This window comes from Rhodococcoides kyotonense (assembly GCF_900188125.1).
In the GTDB taxonomy this organism is placed as follows: domain Bacteria; phylum Actinomycetota; class Actinomycetes; order Mycobacteriales; family Mycobacteriaceae; genus Rhodococcoides; species Rhodococcoides kyotonense.
The window spans coordinates 109327-126222 of the sequence record NZ_FZOW01000012.1 but is presented as its reverse complement, the minus strand read 5'-3'; the positions used below and the strand labels follow the sequence as shown (position 1 = coordinate 126222).

19 protein-coding genes are annotated in these 16896 nt (G+C 65.7%); 13 read left to right on the top strand and 6 right to left on the bottom strand.

What is annotated here, in order from left to right; genetic code table 11:
- The first annotated feature begins 67 nt into the window (after positions 1-67).
- Positions 68-622 (top strand): ferritin, encoded by a 555-nt coding sequence (locus CHB96_RS19885; RefSeq protein WP_089249432.1) that lies wholly within the window; start codon positions 68-70, stop codon positions 620-622.
- A 70-nt stretch (positions 623-692) separates the two neighbouring features.
- Here CHB96_RS19885 and CHB96_RS19880 read toward each other — a convergent pair whose 3' ends face one another.
- The 4 genes from CHB96_RS19880 to CHB96_RS19865 are packed head-to-tail and all read right to left on the bottom strand — an operon-like array spanning position 693 to position 3675.
- Entirely contained in the window at positions 693-1598 is a 906-nt protein-coding gene (locus tag CHB96_RS19880; protein ID WP_089249430.1) for a DUF5926 family protein, read from the bottom strand.
- A gap of 9 nt (positions 1599-1607) precedes the next feature.
- Positions 1608-2384 (bottom strand): glycerophosphodiester phosphodiesterase family protein, encoded by a 777-nt coding sequence (locus CHB96_RS19875; protein WP_089249428.1) that lies wholly within the window; start codon positions 2382-2384, stop codon positions 1608-1610.
- On the bottom strand, positions 2381-3331 hold the full coding sequence (locus tag CHB96_RS19870; protein WP_217899967.1) for a DUF4328 domain-containing protein: 951 nt from the start codon (positions 3329-3331) through the stop codon (positions 2381-2383). The genes CHB96_RS19875 and CHB96_RS19870 overlap by 4 nt, the downstream gene beginning before the upstream one ends.
- Entirely contained in the window at positions 3331-3675 is a 345-nt protein-coding gene (locus CHB96_RS19865; protein WP_371829036.1) for a rhodanese-like domain-containing protein, read from the bottom strand. Before CHB96_RS19865 ends, CHB96_RS19870 begins: the two co-directional genes overlap by 1 nt.
- Positions 3676-3828: 153 nt before the next feature.
- On the opposite strand from CHB96_RS19865, the gene CHB96_RS19860 reads away from it, so the two are divergent.
- Positions 3829-4758 (top strand): LLM class F420-dependent oxidoreductase, encoded by a 930-nt coding sequence (locus CHB96_RS19860; RefSeq protein WP_176444390.1) that lies wholly within the window; start codon positions 3829-3831, stop codon positions 4756-4758.
- 35 nt (positions 4759-4793) lie between these two features.
- Here the strand turns inward: CHB96_RS19860 and CHB96_RS19855 are convergent, their stop codons facing one another.
- Positions 4794-5897, bottom strand: a complete 1104-nt coding sequence (locus CHB96_RS19855) for an acyltransferase family protein (protein WP_176444389.1) — start codon at positions 5895-5897, stop codon at positions 4794-4796.
- A 317-nt stretch (positions 5898-6214) separates the two neighbouring features.
- Between CHB96_RS19855 and CHB96_RS19850 the strand changes: the two genes are divergently transcribed.
- The 6 genes from CHB96_RS19850 to CHB96_RS19825 all read left to right on the top strand — a co-directional run bounded on the left by CHB96_RS19850 (position 6215) and on the right by CHB96_RS19825 (position 11667).
- Complete coding sequence (locus CHB96_RS19850) at positions 6215-6838, top strand: superoxide dismutase (protein WP_089249422.1); 624 nt, start codon at positions 6215-6217, stop codon at positions 6836-6838.
- A 233-nt stretch (positions 6839-7071) separates the two neighbouring features.
- Positions 7072-7599, top strand: coding sequence for a peptidase (locus tag CHB96_RS19845; RefSeq protein WP_089249420.1), 528 nt, complete (start codon positions 7072-7074; stop codon positions 7597-7599).
- A 222-nt stretch (positions 7600-7821) separates the two neighbouring features.
- Positions 7822-8532 (top strand): TMEM165/GDT1 family protein, encoded by a 711-nt coding sequence (locus CHB96_RS19840; RefSeq protein ID WP_089249418.1) that lies wholly within the window; start codon positions 7822-7824, stop codon positions 8530-8532.
- 24 nt (positions 8533-8556) lie between these two features.
- Positions 8557-9750: a sensor histidine kinase gene (locus CHB96_RS19835; RefSeq protein WP_245865928.1), complete on the top strand. Its 1194-nt coding sequence runs from the start codon at positions 8557-8559 to the stop codon at positions 9748-9750.
- On the top strand, positions 9735-10772 hold the full coding sequence (locus tag CHB96_RS19830) for a DUF8320 family protein (protein WP_089249416.1): 1038 nt from the start codon (positions 9735-9737) through the stop codon (positions 10770-10772). The genes CHB96_RS19835 and CHB96_RS19830 overlap by 16 nt, the downstream gene beginning before the upstream one ends.
- A gap of 127 nt (positions 10773-10899) precedes the next feature.
- A complete protein-coding gene (locus CHB96_RS19825; protein WP_089249414.1) occupies positions 10900-11667 on the top strand; it encodes an SDR family NAD(P)-dependent oxidoreductase in 768 nt (255 codons plus the stop codon).
- Between the two features lie 131 nt (positions 11668-11798).
- Here the strand turns inward: CHB96_RS19825 and CHB96_RS19820 are convergent, their stop codons facing one another.
- Entirely contained in the window at positions 11799-13406 is a 1608-nt protein-coding gene (locus CHB96_RS19820; protein WP_089249586.1) for a TM0106 family RecB-like putative nuclease, read from the bottom strand.
- 131 nt (positions 13407-13537) lie between these two features.
- Here CHB96_RS19820 and CHB96_RS19815 point away from each other — a divergent pair, with 131 nt between their 5' ends.
- The 5 genes from CHB96_RS19815 to CHB96_RS19795 are packed head-to-tail and all read left to right on the top strand — an operon-like array spanning position 13538 to position 16862.
- Positions 13538-14191 carry a DUF6474 family protein gene (locus CHB96_RS19815; RefSeq protein ID WP_089249412.1) on the top strand — a complete coding sequence of 218 codons (654 nt, stop codon included), beginning with the start codon at positions 13538-13540 and terminating at the stop codon, positions 14189-14191.
- A 7-nt stretch (positions 14192-14198) separates the two neighbouring features.
- Entirely contained in the window at positions 14199-14723 is a 525-nt protein-coding gene (locus CHB96_RS19810; protein WP_089249410.1) for a hypothetical protein, read from the top strand.
- Positions 14724-14773: 50 nt separating this feature from the next.
- Positions 14774-15427 (top strand): YcnI family copper-binding membrane protein, encoded by a 654-nt coding sequence (locus tag CHB96_RS19805; protein WP_089249584.1) that lies wholly within the window; start codon positions 14774-14776, stop codon positions 15425-15427.
- The gene (locus tag CHB96_RS19800) at positions 15424-15939 is read left to right on the top strand and encodes a copper resistance CopC family protein (RefSeq protein ID WP_089249408.1); all 516 of its coding nucleotides are present in this window, start codon (positions 15424-15426) and stop codon (positions 15937-15939) included. The genes CHB96_RS19805 and CHB96_RS19800 overlap by 4 nt, the downstream gene beginning before the upstream one ends.
- 2 nt (positions 15940-15941) lie before the next feature.
- Positions 15942-16862 carry a CopD family protein gene (locus CHB96_RS19795; RefSeq protein WP_245865926.1) on the top strand — a complete coding sequence of 307 codons (921 nt, stop codon included), beginning with the start codon at positions 15942-15944 and terminating at the stop codon, positions 16860-16862.
- Positions 16863-16896 lie beyond the last annotated feature (34 nt).

Below are 16896 nucleotides of genomic sequence, written 5' to 3'. Positions count from 1 at the left end.
GAATGTTGGCCTCAATAAGGCCGCGCTTGGATGACAACCCCCTCTGACCAGCATATTCTCTTGTGTCATGAGCGCTGACATCAAAGAAACCACACACTCGAAATTCCACGCACTGCTTCGCGATCAGATTCGCAACGAGTTCAACGCCTCGCACCAGTACATCGCGACGGCCGTGTACTTCGACAATGTCGACCTGCCGCAGCTGGCCAAGCACTTCTACGCGCAGGCCGTCGAAGAGCGTAACCACGCGATGATGATCGTCCAGTACTTCCTGGATCGCGACATCACCGTCGACCTCACCGGCGTCGACGCTGCCAAGACCGTCTTCACCGACGCTCGTGAGCCGATCGCACTGGCGCTCGCTCAGGAGGAGACCGTCACCGAGCAGATCATCAACCTCGCGAGCACGGCACGCGAAGAGGGCGACTACCTCGGCGAGCAGTTCATGCAGTGGTTCCTCAAGGAGCAGGTCGAAGAGGTTGCGAGCATGAAGACGCTGCTCAACATCGCAGATCGCGCCGGCCACAACCTGTTCGATCTCGAAGAGTTCGTTGCCCGCGAGATGAGCGGTGCAGCTGCAGCCGATGCCGGCGCACCCCACGCTGCGGGCGGCTCGCTGTAATGCGCCTCCGGCGCCATGTGCACGGAAATACATAGCCTGCTATGCATTTCCGTGCACATGCGCGAAGCGCCTATCGCAACGTGACCTGACGGCCGCGCAGCCCATCGCGCGAGCGTCGCTGCTCCGAGGTCAGCGGCGCGTCGACCGCAAGAGCCTCGGCAAGTTTCGCACCGAATTCGATTGTGGGCGTTGCCCATTCGGTCGGGTGCAGCTCGGGATCGAGATCGAACACCGGCACCAACAGCCCGTGCGTACGGAACGATCCCGCGTACCGCGAACCCTCACCCAGCGTCAGATGGCCTGCGGCGTGCAGCCGTGCGAGAGCGAACATCAGATCGTCCTCGCTCTCCGGCCGCACCCAGCGCAGATGCGCCTTGTCACCCGCGTCGACCCACCAGGCTGCGACGAGCCCCTCGCCTTCCAAGCGCGCCGAAGGCATGATCGCCTGGTTCGCGCGCTCGACGGTGGCCGCGACATCGGGTGCAGGAGAAGCGCTTTCGGGGATCCACCAGTTGAAATCCTGGTGCACCGTGATGTTCAGTTCAGCAGAAGGATCGAGCACCTCGGCGAGCGCCGCGGTGTTTCCGTCGGGGTTCGACGCCTCGAGCGACTCACCTGCCTCCGCATCGGCGGCCCACCGCAACGCGCTGGACAGATCGGCGGCGACGTTCGGCGAATGCGCCTGAACCTGAAGGGCGGCAAAGCCTTTCACGACGCCGTCTTCCTCGCGCGTCAACGCTGCGACCGCACCAGGAAGAACCGTCGCGATCGTCACCGCACGGCCGTCGACCTCGACGGGCGCGGTCGCCGACGGCACGAACTCACGCATCGCCACGAGATCGCACTCGGCTGCGACGCCCTGGAACGGACGCACCGGCGCCGCGGATGCGGTCTGGCGCTCGGCCTCGCGCTGCGCGAGCTTCGCTGCCCGGTTGCTGTCCTGCTTCGGACCACTGTTTCTTTTGCTCTTACCCACGCCCGAAACCTACACGTCCGAACGGGCCTCGAGCCACGCCCGTGTACGCCCTGGATGGTTCGTCGCTATCCACCCCACACCCAGCTGACGGCAGAGCTCGACGTCGTCCTTCTCGTCGACGGTCCAGCAATACGTCGCGCGTCCCGACGCGGCGGCCCGGTCGACGATCGTCGGATGCTCCCGCAACGTCCTGATCGATGGACCGACCGCGGTGGCGCCGACCGTCGTCGCGGCACCTCCACCGAGGTAGTACGACGCGTCGCCCAGCAGAACCGTCGGGAGCAACGGCGCCGATCGGCGGATCCGCCACACGGCCGTCGGCGCGAACGACATGATGACCGCACGCGAATGATCCGCGGACGCCGGCTGGGCGATGCCGAATCGGTGCAGCTCGGCGAGGACCTTGCTCTCGATGAGGCTGCCGAAACGCACGGGATGCTTGGTTTCGATGAACAGCTTCGTCGGCTTGCTGGTCCAGCTGAGCACCAGTTCGATCAGATCGGCGAGGGTGAGCAGTTCGGCGGGTTCGCTGTCGTCACCGTAGTCGAAGGTCTTGAGCGTGTCGTACGACAGTTCGCTGACGATGCCCGTGCCCGTCGACGTGCGATCGACGCGGCGGTCGTGGACGCACACGATGTGTCCGTCGCGGGTCAGTCGGACGTCGCATTCGAGCCCGTCCGCGCCTTCGCGCAAGGCCAGGTCGTACGCGGCGAGCGTGTGTTCCTTCTTCTCGGCCGACGCACCGCGATGCGCGACGACGAAGGGTCCCCGTCGGTCCGACGTCATGCCGTCACCTCGTCGCGAGTTCTGGAGGCGTCGACGACCCACCGCGTCGGAGCCGGCCGGTCCATCCCTCGGAAGCTGCGGCTTTCGACGTCGCGCATGAGCCGTAGCGTCAGGAACGCGACGGCGGCGGCGACGAGTGCGAGGACAGCGGAGAACAGAACGCTGTCGGCCTGGGCTTGCAGCGAGTCACGGGTACGCCACAGCGTCGCACCCAGCACCAGAAGCCAGTTGACGACCCACGCAGCCCACCAGATTCGAACGAGACGGAGCAGTGCCGAACGATCGCTGCGGCCTCGGACGTCGACCAGTTCGGTGAGGTAGACGCCCGGCATGACCAGCGACACGACCGGGATCAGCGACCCGAGGAAGATCGACCGGGTGCTGCGCGGGTCACGAGACTTCGCACGCGCGAAGAAGTCTCGACGACGCTTCACCAGCCAGCACGCGGATGCGACGGCCGCCGCAATGCCGATGACGATCGACGCTGTCTCGGCGAACAACACCAACGCATCCGATGCGACCAGAGCAGTCTGGCTGACCAGGCGGGTTCGGTTGTAGAGAAGAATTCCGTAGCGAACCAGTTCGGCGACGCAGGCGAGCAGAAGAAGCGCTCCGGTCAGCACCAACAGGCCCGACGCGGCATTGCCCCACCGATCGAGCCGCGACGCGCCCTCGTCCGGACGTGGTGCCGGCCGATCGATCAATCCCCAGCGTGGGATCTCGTCGTAGCGCGGTGTGGCGCTCGGTCGACGTTTCGGCGACGCCGACGCGGCCCGCTTGCTCTTGGGCGACCGCGCGACCCATTTGAAGTTCCGCACCCCCTGCGCGGGTGCGTGCGCCGACACCGGCGACAGCAGAACCCCGTGGCACCGCGGGCACCACACCGCCGGAGCTGTCCCGACCGGCCACCGTGTGGCACACCGCGCGCAGACCTGGAATGCGGACACTAGAAGATTCTCGCCTCGGCACCGTCGTCACGCACGAGCGGGCGGCCCGCACTCTGCCAGGCAGCCATGCCACCGTCGACGTTGACCGCGTCGTACCCGATCTGATTGAGATATTCGACGACGCGCGCCGACCTGCCACCGCCCTTGCACACCACGTACAACTGGGAGTCGATGTCGATCTCACCGAGCCGCGACGGGATCTCGCTCATCGGAATGTGCACCGCGCCGGGAGCGTGTCCCTGCTGCCATTCGTCGTCCTCTCGGACGTCCAGAAGGATCAACGGCTCCGTCGTATCGGAGGGCAGTTCGGCAGCGGGCACGGAAGGCAGATCCGGAGCAGACACTCCCCGATCTTGTCACGGGCCGGCCGAGACCTGCCACCCGTCGGGACCTTTATCCACAGTTTCCACAGGACTTTCCACAGAAACGGGGCATTCGACCGTTTTCATCCACAGGCTCCGACCGGATATCGAGCTTTTAAGATCGAGGCCATGAGCATCGAACTCAGGATTTTCACCGAACCCCAGCAAGGAGCGACGTACGACGACCTCCTGCGCGTCGCTCGTACCGCCGAGCAGCTCGGATACGGTGCGTTCTTCCGCTCCGATCACTACCTGGCGATGAACTCCGACGGTCTTCCCGGCCCGACGGATGCATGGATCACGCTCGCTGGAATCGCCCGCGAGACGTCGACGATCCGCCTCGGCACGCTGGTGACGTCGGCGACGTTCCGGTACCCGGGCCCGCTGGCGATCAGCGTCGCACAGGTCGACGCGATGAGCGGTGGCCGCGTCGACCTCGGCCTCGGCGCCGGCTGGTTCGAGGAAGAGCACACGTCGTACGGCATTCCGTTCCCGCCGTTGGGTGAGCGGTTCGACAAGCTCGAAGAGCAGCTCGCCGTCATCACCGGCCTGTGGGAAACGCCTGCGGGACAGACGTTCTCGTACGACGGCAAGCACTACCCCATCGTCTCGTCGCCTGCCCTGCCCAAGCCCGTGCAGAGTCCGCGGCCTCCGATTCTCGTCGGCGGCGGTGGCAAGAAGCGCACACCCGCACTGGCGGCGAAGTACGCCGACGAGTTCAACATCCCGTTCGCATCGATCGACGACACCAGCACGCAGTTCGACCGCGTTCGAGCTGCGTGCACGTCGGCAGGGCGCGCCCCCGAGTCACTCGCGTACTCGACCGCGCTTGTGCTGTGCTGCGGCAAGACCGAGGACGAGATTGCCCGACGCGCAGCTGCCATCGGCCGTGAGGTTCCCGAGTTGCGTGAGAACGGCGCCGCCGGCTCACCCGCCGAGTTGGTCGACAAGATCGGTCGTTACGGCGAACTCGGTGCGTCGCGCGTGTACCTGCAGGTGCTGGATCTGAGCGACCTGGATCACCTGGAATTGGTGGCGTCGGAGGTGATGGGTCAGCTTCGCTGACATGTGCACGAAAATACATAGCGGGCTATGGATTTTCATGCACGTGGGCGGCGGAGCCGCCCGTTCAACCACCTGGCCGCGGGGGTCTCGACCCATCGGTAGACGGCTTCGGACACCAACGCGGTGACGACGACGAATGCCACCACGGCCCCCGTGGGTCCGGTGTACGGGACGACGTTCTCGTAGACGCGGTAGAGGATCAGCGTGTGGACGAGGTAGATCGCGTAACTGCGAGTGCCCGTCCACCGCACGATCTCCCACTGCGCGACGCGGCCGTCGTAGCGGCTCAGCAGCAGCACGAGGCCGGTGACGACGACGATCGTCCACATGTACTGATCGCCTGCCCAGTACGCGTGGATGTCGGTGGCCAGCCGGACCACCTCGGCCTGCGCGATGACGGCGACGACGACCCAGCGCCAGCCGATGATCTTGGCCCAGCCGAGGTAGATGATCTGGCCGAGGAAGAGCGTCGGCATGGTGGCGGCGATCTTCGACAGCATCGGCACCGACCACGGCTGCGGAATGTAGAAGTTGTACATCAGCACGACGACGCACAGGGCAGCCCCGACCAGCGGCACGACCACCGGATAGGTCCGCAGCACGCCGCGGACCGCGGTGCAGTACAGGTAGAACAGCAGCTGGACGGTCAACGTCCAGGTGACCCCGAGAACGGCAACCTCGGGTTTGAGGAAGAACCCGCCGAGGACGAAGCTCAGCGCTGCCTCGGAGTTGGTGATGCCTGTCTGTCCGCTGAACATGCCGTTGATACCGAGTCGGACGAGCACGATCGCCGCGAAGACGCTGATCCACAACGCCGGGACGAGGCGAGCGAGCCGACTGACGGCGAAGTCGCGACGCGATTGCCGCATCGCCGACCGGGTGACGAGCAGCCCGGTCAGAAGCATGAAGATCGCGACGCCGACGAACGACAGATGCTGGTTGAGCCCGGTCTCCTCGATCAGGACCCGGTAGACGACGTCGATGACCCACCAGCCTTCGCCGCGGTCGTCGATCAGGTAGAACGAGATGTGGGAGTACAGGACCGCCAGCACGGCGATGGTCCGGAGCAGGTCCGCGCCCGCGAGCTCGACTCTGGGGGCGGTGACGGCAGGCCGCGCGTCGGCGCGCTCGCTCGACATTCCCTGCGGACTCACGGCGGCAATACTAAGTTCCTGTTCACCGACTGGACGAATCCTGACGCCTAGCTGTGACCTTCCCGTGACCTTGTTGCACTGTCGCGCGAGCGTGAAAAGGCGCTTCAGTCCGTGCGTCGCGCAAGCGTGAAAAGGCGCTTCAGTCCGTGCGTCGCGTCAGCGTGGTTTTATTCCGAGAAATGCGTCTCGGTTACAGGTGTTGCACTAGGGGTACGAATGAGATTGGGTTGAACCTGACGAATGATCGACAGTAGGACGCGCGCGCCAACGATAGGCGGCGCGTCGATAGAGAAGGGAAACACGTGTCCGAGTACACACTGCCCGACCTTGATTTCGACTACTCCGCCCTCGAGCCCCACATCTCGGGCGAGATCAACGAATTGCACCACTCCAAGCACCACGCCACCTACGTCGCCGGCGCCAACACCGCGCTCGAGAAGCTTGCCGCTGCTCGCGACAACGAGGATCACGGCGCAATCTTCCTACTCGAGAAGAACCTCGCGTTCCACCTCGGCGGACACGTCAACCACTCCATCTGGTGGAAGAACCTCTCCCCCAACGGTGGCGACAAGCCCGAGGGCGAACTCGGCGCAGCGATCGACGACCAGTTCGGTTCGTTCGACAAGTTCCGCGCTCAGTTCACCGCAGCCGCCAACGGTCTGCAGGGTTCGGGTTGGGCAGTCCTCGGATACGACTCGCTCGGCAAGAAGCTCCTGACCTTCCAGCTCTACGATCAGCAGGCCAACGTGCCCCTGGGCATCATCCCGCTGCTCCAGGTCGACATGTGGGAGCACGCTTTCTACCTGCAGTACAAGAACGTCAAGGCCGACTACGTCAAGGCGTTCTGGAACGTCGTGAACTGGGCCGACGTTCAGGCTCGCTTCGAGGCTGCCACGTCGAAGACCCCGGGTCTGATCTTCCCGTAAGTCATTTCGACATCGATGGGCCATCGCGTACGTCGCGGTGGCCCATTGTCGTGTCCAGCCGGTGCTTGAATGGCGCTTCCAAGCCATCTGATCGTATGAAAGGACCATTCAAGCGGTCCCGGGCGGGCCGTTAGCACTCGTACCGTCTTGTGTGCCAGCGTGTTTCTGATCCATCCTTAGGCGTACCCAACGTTGCGTACCTGGATATCCCTGGGCGAGCGAGGAGTACGGACATGAACGAGCGCGATCTGATCGGTATCTCGCCCTTCCACGCCGCAGGAATTCTGCACGGCTTCGTCGTCTCCGGCCGCTGGCCCGACACGACCAAGGAGTGGGCTCAATTTCTCGCCCTGGCGGTACGCGTCGCGTCGATGCCGGGCTTGCTCGTGACGTCGACGGTCTTCGGTGTCCGCGAGGAGCTTCCCGACGACCCGGCACCGGGAACCGTCGGCCTCATCGTGTCCGAGGGCCCCGTCATCGGTGAGACGGCCGTCACGCCCGGACGTTTCGCCGACCACCAACCCGCAGCTCTTCTGATGCTGCATCCGCCGTCCGAGACCACTCCGAGCCTTCCGGAATGCGCCGGGGCCGCGTCGGGCTGCGTGCTTCTTCCCGGGCTACCGCATCTCGGCCTCGAACACCGTGCGGCCTGGGTGGAAGCCGAATCCGACGGCACTGTCACCTCCATGGTGAGCCGTGTCGGTCTCGACCCGATCAGCGATCCCGATACTGCCGTTTTGGCCATGCTCCTCGCGTCGTGACCTCGGCCCGAATAGCAGAGTTCGGGATACCAAACTTATTGTGGCATTGGACTTTTCGCGCAACCCCTCCTAATCTGGAACCCAGCGAAGGGGAGTAGCCCCCAATTGCTGTGTCGACATACTGGACACGCGTACGAGTTGCGTGGCCCGGCACAGTGAACCGCTCGACGAGCGGTGGGCGAGACCTTCGGTCCTATCAGTAGACCGAAGGGATCCATCTCCGTGCTGTCCGCACTTTTCCTCAGCTTCGCCGTCATCTTCGTCGCCGAGCTCGGCGACAAATCGCAGTTGATGGCCATGACGTTCGCGCTGCGCTACAAGTGGTACGTCGTCATCGGTGGCATCACCGCCGCCACCACACTCACTCACCTGCTCTCGGTTGCCGTCGGCCACTTCCTCGGCCTGTCGATCCCCACCCACATCGTCTCGATCGTCGCGGGCATCGCGTTCGTGATCTTCGGCCTGTGGACGCTGCGGGGCGATTCCCTCTCGGACGAGGAGGGCGAGAAGGCGTCGAAGGTCGGCCGTTCCGCGTTCATCGCCATCGCATCCGCGTTCTTCCTCGCCGAGCTGGGCGACAAGACGATGCTCGCGACCGTCACCCTCGCCGCGGACAACAACTGGTTCGGCGTGTGGATCGGTTCGACGGTCGGCATGGTCGCTGCGGATGCATTGGCCATCGTCGTCGGCGCTGTTCTCGGTAAGCACTTGCCGGAGAAGGTCATTCAGATCGGTGCGGCGATTCTGTTCTTCGTCTTCGGCGTGTCCCTCTTCTTCGAGGGCGTGATGCCGGGAACGTCGGCTCCGATCATCGGCGCGGCCGTCGTACTCGCCGTCTCGGTTCTGGCGTGGATCGTCGTTGCCGCCGTACGTCGTCGCAAGGCTCGTGCCGCTGTGTCATTCGAACAGCAGAACGTGTTGAACGAGAAGTAGTCACCACCGTAAACTCGTCGGCTGGTGAACAGGGACTTCGAAAGCGCGACGGTCGACCGTGACAACACGGCTGAACATTCGTCGTCCGATCGTCTTCTGCGCACGTTCGCCCGTTTCATCGCAGCCGGATATCTGATCTACCTGGTCATGCTGTTCCCCGAGATCGTTCGGACGTCCGCCTTCACTGCGTCGTGGTGGACGCCCGTCAGCTCCGTCGCCGTGTTCGGAACCGGCCTCGCGATGGGGCTGGCGTCGATGCTCCCGGACACCAAGTGGGTCCGAATCGCGGCGGCCACAGCCGCATTCACCTACCTGGCCGCAGCACTGAGCTGGTGGACGGCGTGGAACGGCTCTCTGGACCCGAACGGGCTGCCGTTGGCCACATTCCCCGGAGTCGCAGGATTGGCGGCGGGGTGCGTGTTCTCGGGTTGGCTCGCCTTCACGTATCTCACCGCAGCGGTGACGTCGGTGCAGCTCAGCCAGTACGCCCTTCGATCGACGCTCGTCGAGACCCCGCTGTTCGCCGAGCTGGTGTTCGGACTCGTGTTCTGCTCGGTATTCCTCGCCGCCACCATCGGGGCGTTCCGAACGGCCCGAATTCTCGACGCGACGATCGACGCCACCCACCGGCAAGCGTCTGCGACGGCGGCCGTCAGCGCCAGGGCTGTCGAACGTGAACGGTTCGACGCGTTGATCCACGACGGTGTGCTGTCCACGTTGCTCGCCGTCGCCAGACAGGGACGAACCGACGGCGTCGTCCAGCAAGCGGAACGCACTCTCGCGCAACTGGATTCGTTGCGCGCACACGGAAGCGTCACCGAGTTCGACGCGGACGAGACCGTCGCGCACCTACGTTCTGCCGCAACCACTGTCGACGAGCACATCACCGTCACCGTCGTCACGACGACCGACGGGCGTTACGTCGCCGACGCGGTACGCACGCTGGGAGCTGCGCTGTCGGAAGCCGTTCGCAACAGTGTCCGTCACGGCGGCGACGACGCCTCCCGCACCGTCGCGATCGGCGTCGACACCGATCTGCTCGACGTCGTCGTACGCGACGACGGTTCCGGTTTCGATCCCGCGCACGTGCCACCGCATCGCCTCGGAATCGCGGTGAGCATCCACGGCAGGATGAACAGCCTGCCCGGCGGATCGTCGAGGCTCGACTCGGCTCCGGGCGCGGGAACTACCGTCCACCTGTCATGGGTTCCACGATGACCGGCCACGACGGCGAGGACATCCGCGACCTCATCGGCATCCGATCACGTGCGGCGTACTGGATCGTCGGCTTCTACACGCTGGCAGCAGCGACGTGCGCATTGTCGACGCTGAACGGCGTCGACCCGATCTGGCCGGTGGCCGTCGCTCTCTGCGTCATCGCGGCGGGTGCCTTGTTCGTCGTGACGACACCCGGCGACCCCTTGCCTCGGCGTGCAGCGTTGGCGTTGTCGGCGGTCGGGCCGATCACGTGCTCGCTGGTCTTCGTCGCCATTCCAGTTCCGCTGACGAGCCCGCTGCAGACCTGGCCACTGGGCATGTCCGTGGTGATCTACACGTTCATGTGCGTGCGCGGCCGGACGCCGCTGGCGTGGCTCGGCCTGCTGATGTCCGTCGCCGCGACGGTGGTCTGGGCGGTGGCCACCGATCAAGGCGCGTGGTACGGGTTGTCGTACAGCCTGATCAACGCGGCGCCGTTGCTGATGGCCACGTTCTTCACGTTCACCATCAGGCCGCTCGGACGCTCGATCTTCGAGTTGCGCAGGCAGTCGACCGAACGCATCGCCGCTCAGGCAGCGGCCGCCGCAGTCCTCGAGGAACGGGACGTGCAGCTCGAAAGGCTCGACGAGTTGGCGCGCCCGCTCCTCGAACGTGCCGTGTCGGGCCCCGATCTCGGCCCCGAAGAACAGATGGCCTGCATCATCCTCGAAGCCGATCTTCGAGACTCGTTGCGCGCGAGGCGTCTCGCCGATCCCGTTCTGCAGGAATCGGTCCGTGCTGCGCGACGACGCGGCGTCGGCGTCGTGCTTCTCGACGACCGTGCCGACGCCGAGCTCGACGCGGATGTGCGTGCGACCGTCGTCGAATCGGTGGCGCGATGCCTCAACGGTCTCGAAAACGGTTCCGCGACAATACGATTGCTCCCTCCCGGCCGGCCGGTACTCGCGACGATGCTCGTCGATGCGCAGGAGTCCACGTATCGCGTCGAATACGCCAACGACGGGTCGGCCAGCATTCCGTAGTGCTTGTGACCCGAGCCCCAGCCGGACTCCGATGTGGCAGGCACCGCACGAACACTTGGACGTCCCAGTTATTGTGCAAGTCGAGACAGCAGCACCACCGGGTACGAACAGCGAAGGGGATTCGTCAGTGGAGATTTCGGGAACAGCAGCTCTTGTCACGGGAGGCGCGTCGGGCCTGGGGGCCGCGACAGCGAAGAGGCTGGCCGACGCCGGCGTCACCGTGTTCGGCCTCGACCTGGCCCAATCCATCGAACGCGCAGGTGACAGCGTCCCGGACGGGGTCACCCTCATCGCCGCCGACGTCACCAGCGAAGAGGACGTCGAGGCAGCCCTCGACACCATCACCGGCTCCGGCGTGCCGCTGCGCATCGTCGTCAACTGCGCAGGAGTCGGCTGGGCAGGCCGAATTCTGTCGAAGAAGGGCCCGCACGACCTCGAGCTCTTCCGCACCGTCATCACGATCAACCTGCTCGGCACGTTCAACGTCATGCGCCTGGCCGCCAATCGCATCCAGAACCTGCCGACGGTCGACGACTCCGGCCAGCGTGGCGTCGTCGTCAACACCGCATCCGTCGCGGCGTTCGAGGGTCAGATCGGCCAGATCGCCTACACCGCGTCCAAGGGCGGCGTGCACGCGATGACGATCACCGCAGCACGTGACCTCGCGCAGGTCGGGATCCGCGTCAATACCATCGCACCCGGCATCGTCGACACCCCGATGCTCGCAGGCGTCACCGAGGAATACCGCAAAGGTCTCGAAGCCAGCGTGCCGTTCCCGTCGCGGCTCGCCCAGCCGACCGAGTACGCCCAGCTGGTCCAGATGATCGCCGAGCACGACTACCTCAACGGCGAGACCATCCGCATGGACGGCGCGATCCGGATGGCGCCGCGGTAGGTCTTTCGCACCGCTTGAATGGTCCATTCATACGAACAGATAGCTACGGTGCGACATTCAAGCGGTGGGGTGCCCGCTGCCCCACCGCTCGAAAGGTCCATTCATACGAACAGATAGCTAGGGTGCGACATTCAAGCGCGGGCGCGGAGGTCCTCCAGCATGGGGATCTCCGCGTCAGCGCGGTCGGTCATCCACTCGCGCAACACTTTCGTGGCCTGGACGTCGTCCTCGTTGTAGACGAGCAGCCGCTTGCGCTGCGTCATGTCGGGATCCGCGTCGTATCCGACGGCCTCGCGGTACCACCCCATCGAGGCTTCGCCACCTGCCTCGGCGTCGCGCCATTCGAATCCGGCGATCGGCGCGATCTTCTTGAGTCCCTTGCCGTTCGGGCAGATGAACTGATCACTGACGGCCTGGTATATGTCGACCCATTGCTCGCTGTCGATGAACTCGCGGATCTCCGCTTCGGTCGGCACCCCGGGAATGTCACCGAACCGTCGCGCCGAGTCGAGTAGCCACTTGTCCTCTGCCTGACGCGAATAGCAGTATGCGGCAAAGGTTTTACCCCTAGCGGCAGCATCGGCGCGTTTGTCCGTCAGCCACGACCAGAACTCGGCGAAGGATCTGCCTTCGTCTACCGTCGGCAGCGGGTCCCACGTCACGAAGCCCCGATAGACGGGCTCGGGCCCGCCCTTCTCGGTCAGCAGAGTGCCCCACAGGTAGGCGCCGTGCTCCTGGTAACTCTCCATGTCGACGTCGACCTCGACATCCGCACGTCGGACGGTGACGTGGTCGGTACGACGCAGTAGCGGGACATCCGCTCGCCACGCGGCAGCCGCGGCAACGGCGTCGTCGAAACTGCCGAATGGCCAGTTCTCTGGTTCCGGCCCGTCCCAGCCTGCCAGCTCGTCGACGGTGCGGACGCCGCGCTCGCGCAGCGCCTCGGCCCGCATGCCCGACGCCACCAGACTGACGTCGCGCGTGGCGACCAACTGCGGCAGGCAATCCGACCACCACGGACACGCTCGGCATTCGCTGACCTTCGACGGCGTCGTGACCCGTTCCCCTCGTGCGACGGCGAGGCGATCGGCGAAGCGGGAGTCGTACTCGTCGAACACGGTCGTCAGATCGTGCACGAGGATGCACTCCGCGCGGTACCCGATGGCTCCGCCGGTGGCCGTGGGACTGGCGAGTCCTTCGGCGTCGAGCATCCGGTACAGGTGCGCAAGCCTCAGCTGATCCCGCAGCTGACTGCGCACCTTGCGTGTCTCGTCGACTGCGGGAGTCCACTCGGTCAGCGGCGACGTTGTCGCGCCCCGCCCCGGGTCGGTGACCTTGTGGTTGACGACGATGATGGGGATGTAACCTGCGCCGTCGGGATCGAGCATGAGCATCTCGCTGCGGCCGCGTCGACCGGCCTCGCGCTCGATGGGCAGCACGGCATTCCAGATCCACCGGGCACCACGACGGCACGCGGCCATCGTCGCCGACGCAGCCGATGCGGCGTCGGGTGCCTCGATGTTCACCCAGCCGTCGAGCTGCTCGGACAGCGTCGACCGAATGGCCTCGCGGTGCGCTTGGGCGGCCTCGCGACGCTGGCGGACGCCGGGATTCTCGGGCTCACCTCGGAGCAGAGCCGAATAGGCGGTATCCAGATACAGTCGATGCCTGCACCGAGTGAGGCTCCCGGCATCGATCAGTACCGATGCCTCGGTGCGCGGTGCGGAGCGACTGTTCACGCGCACGAGCCTATGTCCATACACCGACACCTTCCGCCGCGCCACCCCGATCGGGTGTACATGCTCGCCCTGCTATCGATGCGGATAGGCTGTGGTTCGTACTGCAGAAGCTGACGTAAGGGGCCTCGTCGATGGGTTTGTTCGGTAAGCGCAATTCACGTGCCACCCGTAAGGCCGAGGCGAAGGCGCTCAAGCACAAGGCCGGCCTCGAGGCGAAGCTGAGCGCGAAGAACGAACGCAAGCAGCTGAAGTCCATCGCCAAAGCGCAGCGCAAGCTGAACTCCGTCGAAGCGAAGTCGCAGAAAAACGTCGAGAAGGCGCAGGTCGCGACGCTGAACGCTCAGCGGAAGGCCATCGCGCAAGGCAAGTTCAACGCAGCTCAGGTTCGCAAGTACATCGGCATCGCTCGAGTGCTCGTGCCGGTCCTGACGCCCATCGTCTATCGAGTCGCGTCGGTCGTTCGTGCCCGACTCGACGATCGCAAGGCCACCAAGCTCGGCGTCAGCCCCGGCGAGCTCGGCGATTTCACCGGGTACGGCGCCAAGCTCAGCGCCCGTATCTCGGGTGCGGAGAAGTCCCTCGCCAAGGTCACCGAGACCCACTCGGGCGACACCGAGACCCGCAAATTCGCCGACGCCATCGGCCAGCGCCTGACCGACCTGGGCACCGCCGTGCGCACGTCCGAGCAGATGCCTGCCCCGCGTCGCAAGGCAGCACACCAGGCCATCTCCGCCGAGCTCGACGGCATCGAAGCCGATCTGCTCGCACGTCTCGGCGTTCGCTGACCCTGCCATGACGTCGACGGCCTCCTCCCTTCGTGGCGGAGCCGTCGGCGCACTCGTCGTCTCCACTGCCGTTGCGGCCCACGGGCTCGCGGGCGGAGGATTTCCGGCCGGGTCGTCGTTCGTCTTCCTTCTCGTCGTGGGCATCGGGGTCGGGACCGTGGTCTCGGTGCCGCAGCCGCGTCGTGATCGAGACCATGCTGTGGTGTTGTTCGGCGGACTCGCGCTCGGTCAGCTCGCCGCGCACGTCGCGTTGGCCGTCGGCAGTGCCCACGAAATGGCGCACGGTCACACTCTGCTCCCGAGCCCGTCGATGCTCGCGTTCCACGTGCTCGCCGCGGTCCTCGGCGGTGTACTGGTCCATTCGGCCGAACGCCTCTACGGGCCCATCACGTCGATCGTCCGTGCAGTCCTCGAACCCCCACTCCCGCTGCCCGACGCGTCCGCCCCCGGCCGGATCGGGGCCGCGTCGTACCTGCATGTTCCACGACACCCCTTCACGACGACCATCTCGAGGCGTGGCCCACCGCAGTGAGTGAATCTTCGTTTCACTTCGCTCACTTCACCTTTCGAGAAGGATTCATCATGAACAGCTTCATTCGTCGTGCCTCGGTCGTGGCTGCCGCGACGTCGGTCGCCCTCGTCGTCGGTGCGGGCGCCGCGTCGGCACACGTATCGGTCGTCGCTCCGGGCGCCGAGCAGGGCGGGTACACCGTCCTGACCTTCCGTGTTCCCACCGAATCGGACACGGCTGCAACCACGTCCGTCAGGGTCGAACTTCCGGGCCTCAATTCGGCTCGGACACAGCCGATTCCGGGATGGACGTCGACCGTCGACAAGAACGCCGAGGGTCTCGCCACCGCCGTCACGTGGACCGCGCAGCCGGGCGGCGAGGTTCTGCCGGGCCAGTTCCAGCAGTTCCTGCTGTCCGCGGGCCCGCTGCCCGAGGAGGAGACCGTGTCGTTCCCCGCCTTCCAGACATACAACGACGGCGTGGTCGTCGAGTGGAACGAGACGCAGACCGGCAGCGAGGAACCCGAGCACCCGTCGCCCACACTGTCCCTCGCGGCCGCAGGTAGTTCCGGGGACGCACATGGCCAGGCGAGCGCCACGGTCGAGACCGAGACCGCATCCTCCTCGGACGACACCGCCCGCTGGATCGCAGGAGTCGCACTCGTTCTCGGCGCGTTCGGTGCCGCGCTCGGCATCGGCGCAGCAGTGCGGAGCCGCCGGTCATGAGATCGCTGATCGTTGCGTTCCTCGCTCTCGGGGCACTCGTCCTGGGTGCACCTGCAGCTTCGGCCCATTCGATCGTCACCGGTTCGAACCCGGAGGACGGATCCTCGATCGCCGAGGGCCCGGCGCAGGTGTCCGTCACGTTCAACGAGGTGCCGCAGTCGCAGTTCGCGACGCTGAACGTCGTCGGCCCCGACGGAAACCTGTGGTCGAAGGGCGATCCGCGCATCGACGGGCAGAGCATCGTCGTCGACGTCGGCGATCTCGGCCCCACCGGTGACTACACGATCGCGTATCGCGTCACGTCCGCCGACGGACACCCGATCAGCGGAACTCGCACGTTCACGCTGACCGAGGAAGGTTCGGGAACGCCGGGAGATGCCGCCGACGCGTCGGCCGAATCCGAGTCCGACGACGGCGGCGGCATCCCACTGTGGCCGTTCCTCATCGTCGGCGTCGCCGTCTTCGGTGGCGCTCTCGCATTCGCCCTGCGTAAGCCGAAGGAGAACGGCTGACCGTGTTCCGCCGGTGGTGGATCCTCACTGCCGGCACGACAGCAGTCCTCGGGGTGGGTGCAGCGTGGTTGCTCGCCCGCCCCGACGGGCCCGACCCGTCGTCGATCCTGCGTGTCCTCGCGGACTGCCTGGGCGCGACGGCCCTCGGGCTCGCGCTGCTGCGTACCGATCTGTTTCCGGTTCGCAGCAGACCTCGGGTCTGGCAGACGACGGTCGTGGTCGGAGGTCTGTGGACCGCCGCCGAGGTCGCTCTGCTGGTCACCGCTGCCGTCGAATCGTTCGGCGGTGGCATCGGTAGCCTTCCGATGTCGTCGTTCGGAGCGTTCCTCACCGACATCACCGTCGGCCAACTCGGCGTCGTCACCGTGCTGTGCACTGCGGCGGTGTGCGTGTACGGGCTCGTCGGCTATCGCGGCGATCGCGACATCTCCACCATGCCGGTGGCCGTCGCGGCCGTCGTCGCGCTGGTGGCTCGGCCGATCACCGGTCATATGTCGCAGCAGTTGTTCGGTGCGCTGTTCGTCGCCGTCCACACCGTCGCCGCCGCGGTCTGGCTCGGCGTCCTCGCCGCCATGGCACTGACGTTGCGCGCGAAAGGTGCCTGGGCACAGACACTTCCGGTCTATTCACGTCTCGCGTGGTGGTCGGTGTGGATCCTCGCCGCCAGCGGGACCGTCAACGCCGCCGTGAAACTCGGTGGCGTCGAGGGACTCGTCGACACCGGCTACGGGCGCGTCGTACTGGCCAAGACCGTGGTCCTCGTCGGACTGGTCCTCGCTGCCCGACGCCTGCGTGCGACGTGGCTGGTGTCCGCCGCGGCCCATCGGACGTCGCTGGACGAGTCCGTCGTACGTGCCGGACTGCACATCTCCGCGTTGACGATCGCCTTCGGGCTCGCCGCGGCGTTGGCTACGACGGCCTAGCGTTCACGCGTCCGCAACTTCGCGTTCCTCGGAA